Raw genomic sequence first — 17,858 nt, forward strand, 5'->3', positions numbered from 1 at the left:
GCCCCGGAGACGGGGCGGCAGGCAGGGGACGGCCGGTCGCCCCGCCCGGGGCCCGAACACTTCCTACGGCCGTGAGGGCCGGACACAGAAACGGGATCGATGGGCATGGGACTTCACGCACAGGTACGGACCCGCGACGGCTGGGCCGTCCAGCACGCGGTCGTCACCGTGACGGACATGACCGGCACCCAGGTGCTGCGGGCACCGGCAGGCGCGGACGGCGCGGTGAGCGACACGACCGACCTGCCGGCCGGGCCGTACACGGTGATCGTGACGGCTCTCGGGTACGCGCCGGTGGCGTCGACCGCGCTGGTCACGGCGAGCGGACGGGTGGACGCCGGCACAGTGGTGCTGTCCCGCCAGGCCGGGGTGGAGCTGCCTCCGCCCGGCACCTGGTCGCTCGACCCGGCGCACTCGTCGGTGGGCGCCGTGGCGCAGCACCTCGGGATCTCCAGCGTGCGCGGGCGCTTCACCGAGTTCGGCGGACGGATCGAGATCGCGGAGGACGCGGAGCGTTCCCGGGTCGACGCGATGATCTCGGCCGCGTCCATCGACACGGGCAACGGGCTGCGGGACAAGCACCTGCGGTCGGCGGACTTCCTGGACGTCGAGCGCTTTCCCGAGATCACCTACAGGTCCACCGCCGTGACCGCGGCCGGGCCCGACCGCTGGACGGTGCGGGGCGAGCTGTCGCTGCACGGCGTCGTCCGCGAGGTCGACCTGGACCTGAGCTACCTGGGTACCGGCCCCGACCCGTGGGGCGGGGTGCGCGCCGCCTTCCACGCCACGGCGGAACTGCACCGCGACGACTTCGCCATGCACTACAACCAGATGGTGCAGACGGGCATCTCCGCCATCGGGACGACGCTGAAGGTGGAGCTGGACATCCAGGCCGTTCAGGGCGGCGAACTCCCGTAAGGTGCCGGCCATGGCACGACAGATCGCCACCAACACCAGGGTGGAACTCGAGCAGTTGCTGGAATTCGTACGGACCCGACACCGCGCGATCCTGCTGACGCGCCGCGCGGACGGGTCCCCGCAGGGCTCGCCGCTCACCTGCGGTGTGGACGACTCGGGACGGATCGTCGTCTCGACCTACCCGGAGCGGGCGAAGACACGCAACGCCAAGCGGGACGCACGCGTCAGTGTGATCGTGCTGTCGGACGACTGGAACGGGCCGTGGGTGCAGGTCGACGGCACCGCGGAGGTGATCGACTCCCCCGCGTCGGTGGAGCCGCTCGTCGAGTACTTCCGCAACATCTCCGGTGAGCACCCGGACTGGGACGAGTACCGCAAGGCGATGCGGAAGCAGGGCAAGTCGATCATCCGCGTCACGCCGGAGCGGTGGGGCCCCATCGCCACGGGCGGCTTCCCGGCGCGGTTCGACGAGGACTGACCGGCTCCCGGGGGGCCGGCCGGCTGCGGGCCGGCGGGCTACGCCTTCGACCGCTCCACCATCGCCTCGATGCCCGCGATCAGGAGATCGAGCGCGAATCCGAAGTCCCGCTCCCGCATCTCCTCCACGGTGTCTCCCCCGCGCGCCTCCATCAGCTCGTCGGCCTGCGCGAACGTCTCGCGGTACTGCGGCCGTTCGCGGATCGTCCCCATGGCCTCGCGGAAGTACTCGTCCTGGTTGAGCCCGGCCGCCGCGCAGCGCTCGATGAAGTGGCCCTCGATGGTGCCGAATCCGTAGACGAACTGGAAGACCGCGGAGATGCCTCCCATCTGCCCGTGGGGCGGCAGACCGGTGTTGCGCACGATCTGCTGGGCCGCCCGCGAGAAGGCCATCGAGTGCGGACCGATGTTCAGATACGTCCCGATCAGCGGCGACACCCACGGGTGCCGGACCAGCAGTGCCCGGTACCCGGCGGCGAGGGCGCGGAGCTGATCGCGCCAGTCGCCCGCGTCCGTGTCCGGCAGTGGCACGGTTCCGAAGACCGCGTCGAGCGCCAGCTCCAGCAGGTCGTCCTTGGTGTCGACGTACCAGTAGACCGACATCGCGGTGACGTTCAGCTCGGCGGCCAGCTTCCGCATGGAGAACCGGGCCGCGCCCTCGGCGTCCAGGAGCCGGACCGTGGCGTCGATGATCTTGTCGCGGTCCAGTCCGGCCGGCTGTGCCGACCTGCGCCCGCGGTCCGCCTTGCCCTCCAGCCAGACACTGGTCCGCATGGGGCTCTTCGTGCGGTCGGTCGTACTCGCCATCGCACACCCTCTCGGTTCTTCCGGCCGGACGGGCGGTGCCGGAACGCTCCGGTCCGCCCGCCTCCGATGCTATGCCGCTGAGCTGTGCCACGGTGCTGTGCCCTGTGCGGCACAGCACCGTGGCCGCCCGGCCGTGTCAGGCCGCCGCCGCGGGAGGGTCCGCCCGCTCGGCCCGCCGCAGCAGCAGCGCGGCCAGCAGACCGCCGGCCAGCACGGCCACCGCGCCCACCAGCTGGCTCGTCTCCAGCCCCGACGCGAACGCCTCCGAGATGGAAGCGCGCTCGGCGGCGTCGTCCGCCGCCGCCAGGGCGGCGGGCAGCGAGCTCGCTCCGACGGCGGCAGGCACGAGAGCGGCGAAGCGGGCGTTGAGCACGGCGCCCAGGACGGCGACGCCGAGGCCGTTGCCGAACTCGGCGAGGGTGCCGTTGATGCCCGCGCCCACGCCCGCCTTCTCCGGCGGGATGGCGCTCATGATCGCGTTGGCCATCGCCGGCATGGACAGGGCCACTCCGGCGCCCATGACGACCAGGCCGAGCAGCATCCCGTTGTAGCCGTCGGCTCCGAGGACCGCGATGGCGGCGAGGCCACCGGAGACCAGGGCCATGCCGAGAGCGATGGTGACCGGTGTCCCGAAGATCCGCAGCAGCCGGGCGCCGATGCCCGTCAGGTTGAGCGCGACGACCGTGAGCGCCAGCGGGGCCGTGCGAAGACCGGCGTCCAGGGCTCCGTACCCGAGCACGAACTGGAGGTGCTGGGTCAGCAGGAAGAGCGAACCGGTCATGCCGAACGCCACCAGGATGGCGCCGGCGACCGCGCCGATGAAGCGCTGGTTGCGGAAGAAGTGCATGTCGAGCATCGGGTACGGGATCCGCAGCTCCCAGAACACGAAGGCGCCGAGGAAGAGCGCACCGAGGGCGGCCGACGCCAGGACCTGGGTGGAGGTCCAACCGTGGTCCGGGCCCGAGATGATCGCGTACACGACGGCCGTCATACCGATCGTGGAGAGCACCGCGCCGAGCAGATCGGGCCGGTCGCCCTGCGGGTTCTTGGACTCCGGCACCATCACGAGCACCGCCACCAGGCCGATCACGGCCACGGGGATGTTGATCAGGAAGATCGCGCCCCACCAGAAGTGCTCGAGCATCACGCCGCCGATCAGCGGTCCGGCCGCGAAGCCGAGGGAGCTGACGGTCGACCACAGGGCGATCGCCTTCACCCGCTCCGTGTCGTCGAAGACCTGCACGACGACGGCGAGGGTCGTGGTCATCAGCAGCGCCCCGCCCACGCCCATGCCGGCACGCGCCGCGATCAACTGGCCGGAGGTCTGGGCGAGTCCGGCGGCGAGCGAGCCGATGCCGAACAGGGCCAGGCCGAAGACGAGCATTTTCCTGCGGCCGTACCGGTCCGCCGCGTTGCCCGCGGTGAGCAGCAGGCCCGACTGGACCAGCGAATAGGCGTTGATCATCCACTGGATGTCGGCCGTCGAGGCGTGGAGCTCCCTCGTGAGGGACGGGATCGCCACGGACAGGACGGTGTTGTCGAGCAGCACGGTGAGCTGGGCGAGACAGATGACGCCGAGGATCAGCCAACGCTGCGGGTGGCCGCCGGAGGGGGCCTTACTGGTCTCGGTCGTCGTTGCCGTCATTCAAGCTCCTTGTACGGTGTACGGGAAGGTTCCCGTACACCGTACAAGAGTTTCCCGTACGCCGTACAGCGCTATTTCTCCGTCGTCAGGTCGTAGAAGGTCACGCCGTCCACCGTGACCTCGGTGAACGTCTCCTGGACCCAGGCGCTGATCGCCGAACTCGAGCCGCCACCAGGGCCGCCGGCCCCGCCGCCCGGCCCCGCACCGCCGCCGATGAACCAGTGGATGCGCCCGTCCGCCACGTACTGCTTGAACCGGGCGAGGGTCGGGGACGGGTCGCTGCCGTTGAAGCCGCCGATCGCCATCACCGGTTCGCCCGTCGCGAGTTGGTAGCTCGCGGCGTTCTGCGAGCCGATGGCGGCGGCCGCCCAGGTGTAGCCGTCGGCGTCCCGCTCCAGCAGGGACTCGGCCTCGGCGCTGACGTCCGCCCCGTCGAGGAGACCGCCCATGCCGCCGCCTCCGCCGGGGGCACCGGTCTCGCCGCGGGCGGGGAAGCCGCCCTGGCCCGGACCCTGGCCCTGGGGTCGGGCCTGGCCCGTGCCGGCCGGGGGCGCCGCCGTGCCGGGGCCCGCGCCCTGCGCCGCTCCCCCGGGGGGCCGCATTCCCGCACGGCCGCCGTCGCCGGCGCCACCGCCAGGGCCGCCGCCCGGGCCGCCCCGGCCCCCCGCCACGGCGGGGCCCGCCGTCACGATGGAACCCGCGTGGCCCTCGCCCACCGTCGTCAGCGAGTACGCGGCAGGGCCCGCCAGCAACACCACGACGCCGAGTGCGGCGGCTGCCACGGCCGCCCGTCGGCCGGCCCGCACCGCGAACAGCAGGACCGCCGCGGAGACGAGGCCGCCGATCAGCACCGCCGTACGCAGCCACGGAAGGTAGTCGGCGGACCGGCCCAGCAGCGCGTACGACCACCACGCGGAAAGAGCCACCGTGGCCGCCAGCAGCGCCGACCAGCGCGGCTTCGCGCGCTCCTCCCACAACAGCGTGCCGCCCATGCCGACGAGCGCGGCGATGTACGGCGCCAGCGCCACCGTGTAGTACTCGTGGAAGATCCCGGCCATGAAGCTGAAGATCAGGGCCGTGCTCAGCAACGAGCCGCCCCAGACCAGGAACGCGGCCCTGGCCGTGTCCGTACGCGCCGCCCGCCGGGTCAGGAAGAGGGCCGCGACGAGCAGGAGCAGGGCGGCGGGGAGCAGCCAGGAGATCTGACCGCCGATGTTCCCGGCGAACAGCCGGTCGGCACCGGTCTCGCCCCAGCCGCCTCCCCCGCCACCGACGCTGCCGGTCTCCTCGCCGTTGATCCGGCCGAGGCCGTTGTAGCCGAAGGTCAGTTCCAGGAAGCTGTTGTTCTGGGAGCCTCCGATGTACGGGCGCGAGGACTTCGGCCACAGCTCCACGACAGCCGGCCACCAGCCGCCGCAGACCACGATCGCGAGGCCCGCCAGGGCGAGTTGGCCGAACCTGCGGCGCAACGCAGTCGGCGCGCACACCGCGTACACCAGGGCCAGCGGCGGCAGGATCAGGAACGCCTGAAGCGTCTTGGTCAGGAACGCGAGGCCCACCGCGACGCCCGCCCACACCAGCCACGCGGTCCGCGCGTTCTCGAGCGCCCGCAGCACGCAGTACACGGTGACCGTCATCAGCAGAGCGAGGAGCGCGTCCGGGTTGTTGAAGCGGAACATCAGCGCGGCGACAGGCGTGAGGGCGAGCACCGCACCCGCGACGAGCCCCGCCGCCGGCGTGAAACGCCGGCGTACCGCCGCGTACAGCACCGCGACGGTCGCCACCCCCATCAGCACTTCGGGGACGAGGATCTGCCAGGAGCCGAGGCCGAAGATCCGCACGGACAGGGCCATCGGCCACAGCGCGGCCGGGGGCTTGTCCACGGTGATCGAGTCGGCCGCGTCCAAGGAGCCGAAGAAGAAGGCCTTCCAGCTCTCGCTGCCGGCCTGCGCCGCCGCGGAGTAGAAGGAGTTGGCATAGCCGGAGGCGCTCAGGTTCCAGAGGTAGAGCAGCGCGGTCGCGGCCAGCAGGGCGAGGAACGCGGGCCGCACCCAGCGGGCGTCCGCCTCCCTGCCGCGCCACAGCCTCGCGAGTCGTCCTGGCCGCACGTGTGCGTACCCGGGGCCGTCGGCCGTGGTGAGCCCGCCGGGCGGGACGGTCGTGGTCATCGGGTGTACCTCATGTCGCTCATGTCGTCGTGGGCACGGTGCCGTTCGGGGAAGACCCAGGCCCGGAAGAGCAGGAACCGCAGCGCGGTCGCGGCAAGGTTCGCCGCGACGAGCACGGCCAGCTCGGTGCCGTGGGAGGGACCGCCCGCGGCCGCGTCCAGGGCGGCGAGCGAACCGCTGGTCAGGGCGAGCCCGATGCCGAACACGACCAGGCCCTGCGCCTGATGGCGGACGGCGCGGTTCCGGCCGCGCACGCCGAACGTGAGCCGGCGGTTGGCCGCGGTGTTGGCGACCGCCGAGAGCAGAAGGGCGGCGGCGTTGGCGGTCTGCGGCCCCGCCCCGGTACGGAACAGCGAATACAGCAGCAGGAACAGCAGCGTCGAGAACACACCGACCACGCAGAAGCCGACGAGTTGACGGGCCAGCCCCCGGGGCACGCCGCTGATCTCCCGGTCACGCGGGTCGTCGCCGAAGGGCCGGGCGAGACGGTCCAGCGGGAGAGCCCCGACCGCGAGCGCTCGCCCGACCCGCCAGACACCCTTGAGGTCCTCGGCGGCCGTCCTGACGATGTGGACGCTCGAGTCGGGATCGTCGACCCAGTCCACCGGCACCTCGTGGATCCGCAGACCGGCCCGTTCCGCCAGCACCAGCAGCTCGGTGTCGAAGAACCATCCGGTGTCCTCGACCATCGGCAGCAGCCGCTGCGCCACGTCCCGCCGGATGGCCTTGAACCCGCACTGCGCGTCGGAGAAGCGCGCCGCCAGCGACGACTTGAGGATCAGGTTGTAGGCACGCGAGACGAACTCCCGCTTCGGGCCGCGCACCACCCGGGAGCTGCGTGCCAGCCGGGAGCCGATCGCCAGGTCCGAGTGGCCGGAGATCAGCGGTGCGACGAGCGGGAGGAGAGCGTTCAGGTCGGTGGACAGGTCGACGTCCATGTAGGCGAGCACGGGCGCGTCCGAGTGCGACCACACCGTGCGCAGCGCCCGCCCCCGCCCCTTCTCCTCCAGCCGGCACGCCCGCACCTCGGCGATACCGGCCTCCAGACGGGCGGCGATCTCGGGCGTACGGTCGGTGCTCGCGTTGTCGGCGACGGTGATCCGGAATCCGTACGGGAACGTATGCGTGAGGTGCTCGTGCAGCCGCACCACGCACCGTTCGAGATCGGCCTCCTCGTTGAAGACGGGGATCACCACATCGAGTACGGGCGGAGCGGCCGCGCCGGCGAGCAGATGCTCGCGGGCCGGCAGGGTCCCCCATGGGGTGTCGGTTCGCATACCGACGACCCTCGAAGGGCCCGCTGTCACGGCCGTGTGATCAGCCTGTGCTCCGTCTGTGAGCCGGTGGCGGCGGGCCGGACGGCAGGGCGGGGCGACCCCGGGGCGGCAGGGCGGAGGGCAGGTTCGGGCGAGTCCGGGGCGGCGGGCAGCGTGACCGCGAACACGGTCCGGCCCGGTGCCGACCGCACCGTCACGGTGCCCTCGTGGGCGGCGACGACGGCGTGCACGATGGCGAGTCCGAGGCCGGTGCTGCCGGCCTGGCGCGACCGGGAGGCGTCGCCGCGGGCGAAGCGCTCGAAGATGTGCGGCAGCAGGTCCGCGGGGATGCCGGGCCCGTCGTCCTCGACCTCGAGCACGACGGCCGGCGCCCGGCCGGACGCCGGGGGAGCGGCGGCGGTCGATGCCGGGCCGCCCGCCGGGGGAGCGGCGGATGCCGGTGTCCGGCCGCGAGCCGGGCCGGCGCCCGGCTCGGTGAGGAGCACGCGCGCCGTGACGGTGGTGCCCGGCGGTGTGTGGGTGCGGGCGTTGGCGAGGAGGTTGACCAGGACCTGCTGGATCCGGGGCGCGTCGCCCTTGACCGCCGCCGGCCGGGACGGCAGCTCCAGCCGCCACACATGGCCGGGTCCCGCCGCCCTCGCGTCCGCGACGGCGTCCACGACGATCGGCGAGAGATCGGTGCTCTCGGCGCAGAGCGGCCGCCCGGCATCCAGCCGGGCCAGCAGCAGCAGATCCTCCACCAGCCCCGTCATACGCGTCGCCTCGGCCTCGATACGGCCCAGCGCGTGCCGGGTGTCCGGACCGGCCGCGTCCCCTTCCCCGCTCCGCCGCGTCAGTTCGGCGTACCCGCGGATCGACGCCAGCGGTGTGCGCAGCTCATGACTGGCGTCCGCGACGAACTGCCGCACCCGTGTCTCGCTCTGCTGCCGTGCCGCCAGCGCCGAACCGACGTGGCCGAGCATGCGGTTCAGCGCCGCCCCCACCTGCCCGACCTCGGTCCGCGGATCCGCCTCCGCTTCCGGCACCCGCTCGAGCAGGGCCACCTCGCCGCTGTGCAGCGGCAGTTCCGACACCCGCCTCGCGGTCGCGGCGACCCGCCGCAGCGGACGCAGGGCCATCCCGACCATGCCCGCGCCCGCGATCCCGGCGGCGACCAGCCCCGCACCGGTGACGCACACCTCGACCAGCACGAGCGTCCCGAGCGCGTCCCGCACGTCCTCGGTGGGGACGCCGACGAGGAAGGTGCCGCGCACACCGTCGGCGTAGGTCACCCGGTACCCGCCCATTCCCGGCAGGTCCACGGTGTGCGGCTTCCCGTCGCGCACCACGGCGGCCAGCGCCTCGGTCTGCGCCGCGTCGAGCACGCTCTCGGTCGGTTCGGGCCCGGAAGGCTCCACCTGGGTGCTCGCCACGGCCCGGACCACGGCGCCGTCGTCCTCGACGACCGCGCCCACCGTCCCGACGGGTGTGCCGCCGCCGGTCACGAAGTCCAGCGGCCCCATGCGCGGCATGTCCGGCGGCCGCTTCGCCTCCGTCGCCGACGGCCCCGACGCCCGCATCGACACGGCCGTCAACTGAGCGTCCAGCTGACCGTACAGATAGGTGCGGAACGCGATCGTGGTGACCGTGCCGATCACCGTTCCCACCACGGCGATCAGCAGCACCGCAGAGACCACCAGCCGTGCCCGCAGCGACCACGGCCGCCGCGGTGTCACCTCACTCACCGGGCTTGATCAGATACCCCGCGCCGCGCCGTGTGTGGATCATCGGCGGGCGGCCCGCGTCGATCTTCCGCCGCAGATAGGAGATGTAGAGCTCGACGACGTTGGCCTGTCCCCCGAAGTCGTAGCTCCACACCCGGTCCAGTATCTGCGCCTTGCTCAGTACACGGCGCGGATTGCGCATCAGATAGCGCAGCAGCTCGAACTCCGTCGCGGTCAGGTGGATCGACTGCCCGCCGCGGGTCACCTCGTGGCTGTCCTCGTCGAGCGTCAGGTCCCCCACCGCGAGCAGCGACTCGCTGCGCACGGCCGCCGTGCCGGACCGCCGGATCAGGCCGCGCAGCCGTGCCACGACCTCCTCCAGCGAGAACGGCTTGGTCACGTAGTCGTCACCGCCGGCCGTGAGGCCCGCGATCCGGTCCTCGACGGCGTCCCGTGCCGTCAGGAACAGGACGGGCACGTCCGGCACCTCACGCCGCAGCCGGCCGAGGACGGCGAGCCCGTCCATGTCCGGCAGCATGATGTCGAGCACCACGGCGTCCGGCCTGAACTCCCGCACCGTACGCACCGCGCCCACGCCGTCGCCGGCGCTGCGCACCTCCCAGCCCTCGTACCGCAGGGCCATCGACAGCAGCTCGCTCAGCGGCGCCTCGTCGTCCACGACGAGCACCCGCACGGGGCTGCCGTCCGGCCTGAGCATTTCGGTGCGCCCCTGGGGCGAGGTCGTGGTCATGTTCACCAGGCTGTGACATTGCCCTGAGAGGCTTCTTTCCCGAACCTGTGAATTCCCTGAGAAGGTGCGGCTGAGTCAACGGAAACATCCGGGGGTCGCACAGGGAGCGGAACCGGAAGTCTGAAGGCGGTCGGCGTGGGCACGGCACACGAATCCTTCTGGCGGCTACGGCTGCGGCGGACACTCGCCGGGAACGGCGCCGCGCCCGTCCTCGTGCTGCTGGAGGGCCCCGCCGGTACGGGCAAGAGCCGCCTCGTCGAAGAGCTGACCGGACTCACCGAGGGCACCGGAGCGGCCTGCCTGCGGTGGACGCCCGGCGAGGCCGGGACCGTGCCGGAGCCGGCGGAGCAGGCCGGGGACCGGCCCGTTCTGCTGATCGTGGACGACGTGCACCGCGCGGACCCGGAGGAACTGCGCAGGCTCCACCGGCTTCTGGAGCAGCCCCGGCCGGGACTGGCCGCAGTGATCGCCTACCGCCCCGAGGAACTGGCCGCCCCCGGTCTTCCGCTGGGGGCCCCACCGCCCCGCTACCCGCCCGCTCTGGCCGTCCTGCGGCACCGAATACGGCCGTGGACCCAGGCAGAGGTCCGGCAGGCCGCGACGGCCGCCCTCGGTGAGCGCTGCACGGCAGAGGCGGTGGCGCGGCTGCACGAGCGCTCCGGCGGAGTCGCGCAGGTCGTCGTCGACCTGCTCGCGGTGCTGCGCGACAGCACCCGGCAGCGGTGCACGGCCGCCGACGTGGACGCCGCGGGCGTGCCCGTGCGGCTGGCCGACCTGAGCCTCGGCCGGACGGCCGCCCTGCCGCCGGAGCACCGGCCGATCGTCTGGGCCGCCGCCGCACTGGGCGAGCCGGTGACCCGCGACGAACTCGTCGCCGTGTCGGGACTGGGGCAGGCCCTCGGCAGGGAGGCGCTGCTCAGCGCGCTCGCCGGCGCCGCCCTGACGGAGTCGGGGGAGGACCGCTACGGACTTCCCGTCCCGCTCGCGGCCGTCGCCGTGCACGGGTCCGTGCCGGGGCCCGTACGGCAGGAACTGCACGGGCGGGCGGCCGACGTGCTGGCGCGCAGACAACCCGTCCCGTGGACGGCGCTGGCCCGCCACCACCACGCCGGCGGAAGGGTCCGGGGGTGGCTGCGCGCGGTGGAGCACGCCGCGCGGGAGGCGGCGGAGGCGAGCCGGCACCAGGACGCGATCCACCTGCTGGAACAGACACTGGCCTCCCCCTCCGTCCCGCCCCAGACCCGCGCCAGGCTGGCGCCGCTCCTGGCCCGCAGCGCGGTTCTCGGCCTGCGCTCCGACCAGACCGTCGAGGTGCTGGGGCAGATCGTCGAGGACCAGGCCCTGCCCGCCACCGTGCGCGGCGAGCTTCGGCTCGATCTGGGACTGCTGCTGTGCAACCAGGTCGGCATGAGCGGCCAGGGCTGGCGTGAACTGGAACGCGCCGCCGCCGAACTGCGGGACGCCCGGCCCGACCTGTCCGCCCGTGCGATGTCGGCGCTCGCCATGCCCTACTGGCCCGGCTCTTCCATCGACGTGCACCGGGCCTGGCTGGAAGGCGCGGCGGAGGCCGCGGCGGACAGCGGCGACGAGGCCGTCCGCACGGCCGTCGCCGCCAACCGGGCCGGCCTCGCCATGAGTTGCGGCGACCCGAAGGCGTGGGAACTGGTACGGGCGCTGCCCACGGACAACCCCGACCCGCGGACCCGCCAGCACGCGGCACGGGGCCTGTGCAACGCGGCCGACTCCGCGGTGTGGCTCGGCTACCACGAGCGGGCGGAAGAGCTTCTGACCGAAGGTCTCGAACTGTCCGCGAAGAGCGGCTCCCCGTACACCCAGCACACGGCACTCGGCGCCCGGCTGCTGCTGGAGTGGTTCACCGGCCGGTGGGCAGGGCTCGCCGAGCGGTGCGAGACCTTCGTGACCGCGACCTCCGACATGCCGGTCATCTGCGCCGACGCGCGCATGGTCCGCGGGCTGCTCGCCCTGGCGCAGGGGGAGTGGGGGAACGCCCTGGCGTGGCTGTCCGGTCCCGACGGCCCCTCGCCCGAGCACGCGGCGCCACCGCTGGCCGCGGCGACGTCCGGCGCGCTGATCCGTCTCGCGCTGGCCCGCCAGGAACTGCCCGCCGCCGCCGCGGAGGCCAGGAAGGCATGGGCGGGCATGGCGGCGAAGGGTGTGTGGGTGTGGGCCGCGGAGCTGGCGCCCTGGGCCGTGGAGGCCACGGCACGAGCGGGCGACCGGGCGGCGGCGCAGTCCATGGTGGACGACTTCGCCGCCGGGCTCACCGGCCGGGACTCCCCCGCGGCGTCAGCGGCGTTGACCTGGTCGCGCGCGGTGCTGGCGGAGACCGACGGCAGGGCGGCGGAAGCCGTACCCCTCTACCGGCGGGCCGCGGCCGACTACGCGGCGCTGCCCCGGCCCTACGCCCATGCCCTGACCTCCGAGTCCGCCGCCCGCTGCGCCCTGAGCGCCGGCGCGGCGGAGCCGGTCGTGGACCGTATCGGCGGCACGGCGCCGGACGGACCGGGCGAGGCCGGTACGGACGGCAGGGGCGGCATGGACCGCGCGGACGTGTGCGGGGCCGCCGGAGCGGGCGAGGAGGCGACCGTCCCCCGGCCGCGCGACGCCGACGGTTTCAAGACACAGGCCGTCGCCGAACTGACCGCCTGCGCACAGCAGTTCTCGGACCTCGGCGCCGTATGGGACGCCGCTCGCTCCCGTGCCCTGCTCCGCTCCCATCAGCCCGCCAGGGAGGTCCGGCCGCCGGGCAGACCCTCGTACGGGGACCAGCTCTCCCCCCGGGAGCGCGAGGTCGCCGAACTCGCGGCGACCGGCCTGACGAACCGGGAGATCGCGACGACCTTGCATCTTTCGCCGCGCACCGTGGAGCAGCACGTCGCCAGAGCCATGCGCAAACTCGGCACACAGTCCCGGCAGGACCTCGCGGAGACGCGAGCCGTGAACTCCGCCGCCCCGATGCCGCAAACGCTGACCAATGGGACGAACCACCGGTCGGCCAGGGGTTAATCAGGTATCCGTAGCGCCCGGTACCCGTATAGGCGTGTCCGGGATCTGGCCGTAGGTTCCAGCCACTGGCCGACCGACGCGTATCCGTAGCGGGGGAGCTGCTGACCTCGCGTCGGCCGGCCGGTGCCCGCACGGCGGGCCCCCAACCCGCCGTGCACACGGCCGTCACCGTCAACCCCCCGCTTCCCTGTCGCGGCCACAGGCCGGCTTGTCATGACCCGAACCACCCACTCGGGTCCCCGCATGCCGGAACGAACTTGAAAGGCAGCACCTTGAACGGTTCCAGACCCTTTCGCATATCGCTCCTCGCGGTGACCACCACCGCCCTTCTGTGCGCCGGCGCCGCCACCTCCATCGCCGCACCTGTCCCCGCTCCGGGCACACCCGGCACGCCGGCCGCCCCCGCACCGGCCCCGGCCCCGGCCGCCCAGCCCGTCGAGCGCCTCATCGTCGGCTACAAGTCGCAGGCCGCGGAGGCGAAGTCGGACGACGCGGCGACCAAGGACGCCGAGGCGAAGGGCCGCAAGGCCGGCGAATCCCTCGACTTCGACCGGCGCCTGGGCACCGGAGCCGCCCTGGTCGACCTCGGCGCCGAGCTGGACAAGGCGGACTCCGAGGACGTCATGGCCGCCTTCCGCGCCGACCCGGACGTCGCGTACGTCGTTCCGGACACGCGGATGTACGCCACCGCCGTGACGCCGAACGACTCCGAGTACAGCCGCCAGTGGGACCTGTTCGAGGCGACCGCCGGCATGAACGTCCCCGGAGCGTGGGACAAGGCGACCGGCTCCGGCGTCAAGGTCGCCGTCATCGACACCGGTTACGTCGCCCACTCCGACCTCGCCGCCAACGTGATCGCCGGATACGACTTCATCTCCGACACGTTCATGGCCAACGACGGCGGCGGCCGCGACAGCAACGCCGCCGACCCCGGCGACTGGGTCACCCGCGGCGAGTGCGGCACCGACGCCAACGGCCAGCCCGTTCCGGCACGCGACAGCAACAACTCCTGGCACGGCACCCACGTCGCCGGCACCATCGCCGCCACCACCCACAACGGCAAGGGCGTCGCCGGTATCGCGTACAACGCGACCGTCCAGCCCGTCCGTGTGCTCGGCAAGTGCGGCGGCACGACGGCCGACATCATCGACGCCATCACCTGGTCGTCCGGCGGTTCGGTGCAGGGCGTCCCCGCCAACCCGAACCCGGCCGACGTCATCAACATGAGCCTCGGCGGCGGCGGCGCCTGCGACGCCGGCACCCAGAGCGCCATCAACGGCGCGGTGAGCCGCGGCACGACCGTCGTCGTGGCGGCCGGCAACAGCAACGCCAACGCGGCCAACTTCAACCCGGCGAGCTGCACCAACGTCATCACCGTCGCGGCCTCCGACCGCGAGGGCAACCGGGCGTCGTACTCGAACTACGGCACCGTCGTCGACGTCACCGCCCCCGGCGGCGAGACCGCGGTCAGCTCCGCGAACGGCATCTGGTCCACGCTCAACACCGGCACCCGCAGCGTCGGCAGCGAGACCTACACGGCCTACCAGGGCACCAGCATGGCCGCCCCGCACATCGCCGGCCTCGCCGCGCTGATGAACCAGGCGAGCCCGTCGATGACGCCCGCCCAGATCGAGTCCGCGATCAAGACCAACGCCCGTACGCTGCCCGGCACCTGCTCCGGCGGCTGCGGCGCGGGCCTCGCCGACGCGGCCCGTACGCTCGGCGCGTCCGGCAGCACCGACCCTCAGCCGCCCACCGGCAGCGTGTTCACCAACGCCACCAACGTGAGCATCTTGGACACCAACACCCCGGTCACGTCCTCCCTCGCGGTGACGGGCATCAGCGGCAACGCCCCGGCCGCCCTGAAGATCGCCGTCGACATCAAGCACACCTACCGCGGTGACCTGCGTATCGAGCTCGTCGCCCCGAACGGCTCCTCCGCCCAGCTGAAGGCCGCCTCCTCCAGCGACAGCGCCGACAACGTCATCACCACCTACACCGTCGACGCCTCCGGCGTCGCGGCGAACGGCACCTGGAAGCTCCGGGTGACGGACGTCTACAGCGGTGACACCGGCTACATCGACTCCTGGGGCCTGACCTTCTGACAGGTCGCAGCCCCGGGCCGCAGCAGGGCCTGCCGATGTCGAGGAGGGCATCGGCAGGCCCTTGGCGTTCCCCGTGATCGCCGCGATTCCCGTGAGCCCGGGCTGAGCCCGGGTTTTCCGTGAGCCGGACCTCCCGTGTCCCCCCTGGTTTCCGTGAGCCCCGCGATTCCCGCGAGGGCTCTACGTGCTTCCGAGAAGCAGCCGGGCGCCGTTGTCGTGGCAGACGGCACGCAGCCAGTCGTCGCCGAGCCCGAGCCGCTCCAGCGCCCGCAACTGGTGCGCATACGGATACGGGATGTTCGGGAAGTCCGTACCCAGCACGATCCGGTCCCCCAGATCCGCCAGCCGCGTCCGTTCCCCCTCCGGGAACGGCGCGAAGGCCTCACTGAAGTCCGTGAACGCCATCGTCGTGTCCAGCCGGACCTCCGCGTAGCGCTCGGCCAGGTCCAGGAAGTCCCCGTACTCGGGCATACCCATGTGCGCCACCACCAGCAGCAGCCGGGGATGACGCGCCAGCAGCCGCCCGGCCGGCTCCGGCCCGGTGTGCTTACCGGGGGCGGGACCCGAACCGCAGTGCATCACCACCGGCAGCCGCGCCTCCGCGAGGAGCCCCCAGACCGGATCCAGCAGCGGGTCACCCGGGTCGTACGCCCCCACCTGAAGATGAGACTTGAAGATCCGCGCCCCGCCGTCGACCGCCTCCCGCACATAGCGGTCCACGCCCTCCTCGGGAAAGAACGTCGCCGTGTGCACGCAGTCCGGCGTCCCCGCCGCGAAATCTGCCGCCCATCCGTTGAGCCAGGCCGCCATCCCGGGCTTGTGCGGATAGATCATCGAGGTGAAGGCACGTACGCCGAACTCCCGCAGCAGCTCGACCCGTTCCTCCTCCTCGTGCCGGTAGGTGATCGGCCACTCCATGCCGGTCATCGGACCGACGGCGTCGAAGTAGGCCCACACCTTGCGCAATACAGGCTCCGGCATGAAATGCGTGTGCACGTCCACGAGTCCCGGCAGCCCCAGCCGCTGCCAGAACCGCCGTACCTCAGCCGCCGCGTCGTCCGCGGATCCGATGCTCATGGCAGCCACCTTCCGTCCCCGGTCCGGCCGGCGTCCAGATCGATCACCGAAGAGATCCGACGAGGTCCCACGGGCTTCGACGGGCTTCCGAGGGCTTCGGATCCTCGGACGACGTGCCAGTCCCGTCCCGCCCCGTCAGAACAGGCCGTCCTGCACGCCGTCCTCCCGCACACCGACCGTGGGCACGGTCAGCGCCTCGCCCTCCCCGGCGCCGACGAGGTCCCACCCGGTCATCAGCCGGGTGTCGACCACGACGATCCCGTCGCTTGCCGTCCGCAGATGCAGATCGGGCCCGGCCACGGCGACCAGCCGGCCCGCGACCGCCCCGCCGTCGACCAGTTCGCGCACGACCGCGTCGGCGGCGGGCAGCCCGTCGAGCCCGAACACCCCGACGTGGTCCACCGCCTCGAACGCGATCGGCTCCAGGGACTCCGCCCACCCCGGCAGCGCCAGCGCCCGCCGGTGCAGCCCGGCCACCTCCGCGACCCGCTCTTCCGGCCCCGGCAACGCCGCCCGCGCGGCCCGCTTGCGCGCGTACGCGATCCGGTCCGGCACACCGAGCGCCGCCCGCAGCAGCTCCTCCGTGCGCCGCGCCGCCATCAGCGGGCCCCGCCCCAGCCACGCGAACACCACGGCGCCCTGCTCGAGCAGCCGCGCGGGGCCGCGTTCCTCCGCGGTGATCCCGACCTTGAGCATGCCCGGCCCGAACCAGGCCAGGTACACCCGGTACGTACGGGGGTCGTCGGGCACGGCGTCGGCGGCCACCGAATGCACCCGGTCCAGCCGCGCGCAGTCCGGACATCGCGCCTGGGTCGCCCGGCCCGGCACCACGGCGGCCATGGGGCACGCGTTCCCCCGCGCACCGACACAGCGGCGGACGCCCTCCGCCCGGAAGCCGAGGCCCTTGCCGATGACGAGCGGACTGACCCGGCCGCCCTCCCACCGCAGCACACACACCCGCGCGCCACTCGGCCAGCCGACCCCGGCACACCGCCAGCCCATACCCACCTCCATAGGGTGAACGCTGGTCGCTCTCGCCTCCCCTGCGCGACGGCCGCCGCTTCGCACCACCCACGCGAGAGGCCCCTGGATCTCTCTCCGGGGGCCCTGTCGCCTGCCGCGCTCTCGGCTGCGACCTTCTCGCAACCACAGGCGTGTGCGCCGTCCGATACAGGGCCCGGTGACGACCCTATCGACAGCCGGTGACACGTTGCGGGCCGCAGCGGCAGCCACCGCGAGTTCCGCCGGCGCGGCCGGTGGCAAAGCAGCGCGGCGAGTTGTCCCCACGGAACTCGGCGGGGCCGGGCGGGCAGGGGCCGCCCCGGGACCGGCCGGTGAACGGCCCTCGACCCGGACCGGATTCACCCGGGCACCACGGCGAACGCGAGAGGCCCCCGGATCTCTCCGGGGGCCTCTCGTCTGTGTGCACTCGGCAGGATTCGAACCTGCAACCTTCTGATCCGTAGTCAGATGCTCTATCCGTTAAGCTACGAGTGCTTGTGCTTCCCGGGCTTTTCTGCCCGGTCGGCGTTGCGGGAACAACATTACATGACCTGCGCCGCGACGCGAAATCCATTAGCCGCACCCCACCTGACCTGCGAAAACACCTGAACGGGTGTACGCGCACGGCCCCTGGGACGACCGAAGCCCCGGCCGTGTGGCCGGGGCTTCGGTGATCAGCTGGCGGAGGCGGAGGGATTTGAACCCTCGATGGGCTTTAAGACCCAAACCGCATTAGCAGTGCGGCGCCATAGACCGGACTAGGCGACGCCTCCAGCACACTCACGCGGGCGCGAGTGGTGCGTGCAGATGATGACACAGCCCAGGGGCGTGTCACCAATCGCCGTCCACGGTACTAGCCCCGGGGCCCGCAGGGCAAAGCGCTTGCGGTTGCGCAACGCCG

The 17,858-nt window shown here is 72.8% G+C and carries 12 protein-coding genes and 2 tRNA genes; 4 read left to right on the forward strand and 10 right to left on the reverse strand.

Going from position 1 to position 17,858, the window contains the following annotated elements:
* Nucleotides 1–105 precede the first annotated feature (105 nt).
* Complete coding sequence (locus ACIPJI_RS28320; RefSeq protein WP_402249621.1) at nucleotides 106–918, forward strand: YceI family protein; 813 nt, start codon at nucleotides 106–108, stop codon at nucleotides 916–918.
* 10 nt (nucleotides 919–928) lie between these two features.
* Nucleotides 929–1,396, forward strand: coding sequence for a PPOX class F420-dependent oxidoreductase (locus ACIPJI_RS28325; protein WP_402249622.1), 468 nt, complete (start codon nucleotides 929–931; stop codon nucleotides 1,394–1,396).
* A gap of 38 nt (nucleotides 1,397–1,434) precedes the next feature.
* Here ACIPJI_RS28325 and ACIPJI_RS28330 read toward each other — a convergent pair whose 3' ends face one another.
* The 6 genes from ACIPJI_RS28330 to ACIPJI_RS28355 all read right to left on the reverse strand — a co-directional run bounded on the left by ACIPJI_RS28330 (nucleotide 1,435) and on the right by ACIPJI_RS28355 (nucleotide 9,746).
* Nucleotides 1,435–2,202, reverse strand: coding sequence for a TetR/AcrR family transcriptional regulator (locus ACIPJI_RS28330; protein WP_356622290.1), 768 nt, complete (start codon nucleotides 2,200–2,202; stop codon nucleotides 1,435–1,437).
* A gap of 136 nt (nucleotides 2,203–2,338) precedes the next feature.
* Nucleotides 2,339–3,847, reverse strand: a complete 1,509-nt coding sequence (locus ACIPJI_RS28335; protein WP_356622291.1) for an MFS transporter — start codon at nucleotides 3,845–3,847, stop codon at nucleotides 2,339–2,341.
* Nucleotides 3,848–3,918: 71 nt separating this feature from the next.
* Entirely contained in the window at nucleotides 3,919–6,015 is a 2,097-nt protein-coding gene (locus ACIPJI_RS28340) for an ArnT family glycosyltransferase (RefSeq protein ID WP_402249625.1), read from the reverse strand.
* Nucleotides 6,012–7,292, reverse strand: coding sequence for a glycosyltransferase (locus ACIPJI_RS28345; RefSeq protein WP_402249627.1), 1,281 nt, complete (start codon nucleotides 7,290–7,292; stop codon nucleotides 6,012–6,014). Before ACIPJI_RS28345 ends, ACIPJI_RS28340 begins: the two co-directional genes overlap by 4 nt.
* A 26-nt stretch (nucleotides 7,293–7,318) precedes the next feature.
* A complete protein-coding gene (locus ACIPJI_RS28350) occupies nucleotides 7,319–9,016 on the reverse strand; it encodes an ATP-binding protein (protein ID WP_402249629.1) in 1,698 nt (565 codons plus the stop codon).
* Nucleotides 9,009–9,746 (reverse strand): response regulator transcription factor, encoded by a 738-nt coding sequence (locus ACIPJI_RS28355; RefSeq protein ID WP_307707288.1) that lies wholly within the window; start codon nucleotides 9,744–9,746, stop codon nucleotides 9,009–9,011. The genes ACIPJI_RS28350 and ACIPJI_RS28355 overlap by 8 nt, the downstream gene beginning before the upstream one ends.
* A gap of 135 nt (nucleotides 9,747–9,881) precedes the next feature.
* Between ACIPJI_RS28355 and ACIPJI_RS28360 the strand changes: the two genes are divergently transcribed.
* Both ACIPJI_RS28360 and ACIPJI_RS28365 read left to right on the forward strand, forming a co-directional pair.
* On the forward strand, nucleotides 9,882–12,773 hold the full coding sequence (locus ACIPJI_RS28360; RefSeq protein WP_402249631.1) for a LuxR C-terminal-related transcriptional regulator: 2,892 nt from the start codon (nucleotides 9,882–9,884) through the stop codon (nucleotides 12,771–12,773).
* A gap of 311 nt (nucleotides 12,774–13,084) precedes the next feature.
* Complete coding sequence (locus tag ACIPJI_RS28365) at nucleotides 13,085–14,878, forward strand: S8 family serine peptidase (RefSeq protein ID WP_402249632.1); 1,794 nt, start codon at nucleotides 13,085–13,087, stop codon at nucleotides 14,876–14,878.
* 180 nt (nucleotides 14,879–15,058) lie between these two features.
* On the opposite strand, the gene ACIPJI_RS28370 is transcribed toward ACIPJI_RS28365, so the two are convergent.
* The 4 genes from ACIPJI_RS28370 to ACIPJI_RS28385 all read right to left on the reverse strand — a co-directional run bounded on the left by ACIPJI_RS28370 (nucleotide 15,059) and on the right by ACIPJI_RS28385 (nucleotide 17,730).
* Nucleotides 15,059–15,955: an amidohydrolase family protein gene (locus ACIPJI_RS28370; protein WP_402249634.1), complete on the reverse strand. Its 897-nt coding sequence runs from the start codon at nucleotides 15,953–15,955 to the stop codon at nucleotides 15,059–15,061.
* 135 nt (nucleotides 15,956–16,090) lie between these two features.
* On the reverse strand, nucleotides 16,091–16,957 hold the full coding sequence (locus ACIPJI_RS28375; RefSeq protein WP_402249635.1) for a DUF2797 domain-containing protein: 867 nt from the start codon (nucleotides 16,955–16,957) through the stop codon (nucleotides 16,091–16,093).
* A 422-nt stretch (nucleotides 16,958–17,379) separates the two neighbouring features.
* Nucleotides 17,380–17,452 (reverse strand) — tRNA-Arg (locus ACIPJI_RS28380).
* A 184-nt stretch (nucleotides 17,453–17,636) separates the two neighbouring features.
* Nucleotides 17,637–17,730: transfer RNA gene (locus tag ACIPJI_RS28385), tRNA-Ser, on the reverse strand.
* Nucleotides 17,731–17,858 lie beyond the last annotated feature (128 nt).

The organism is Streptomyces sp. NPDC086835, assembly GCF_044745705.1.
Classification (GTDB): Bacteria; Actinomycetota; Actinomycetes; order Streptomycetales; family Streptomycetaceae; genus Streptomyces.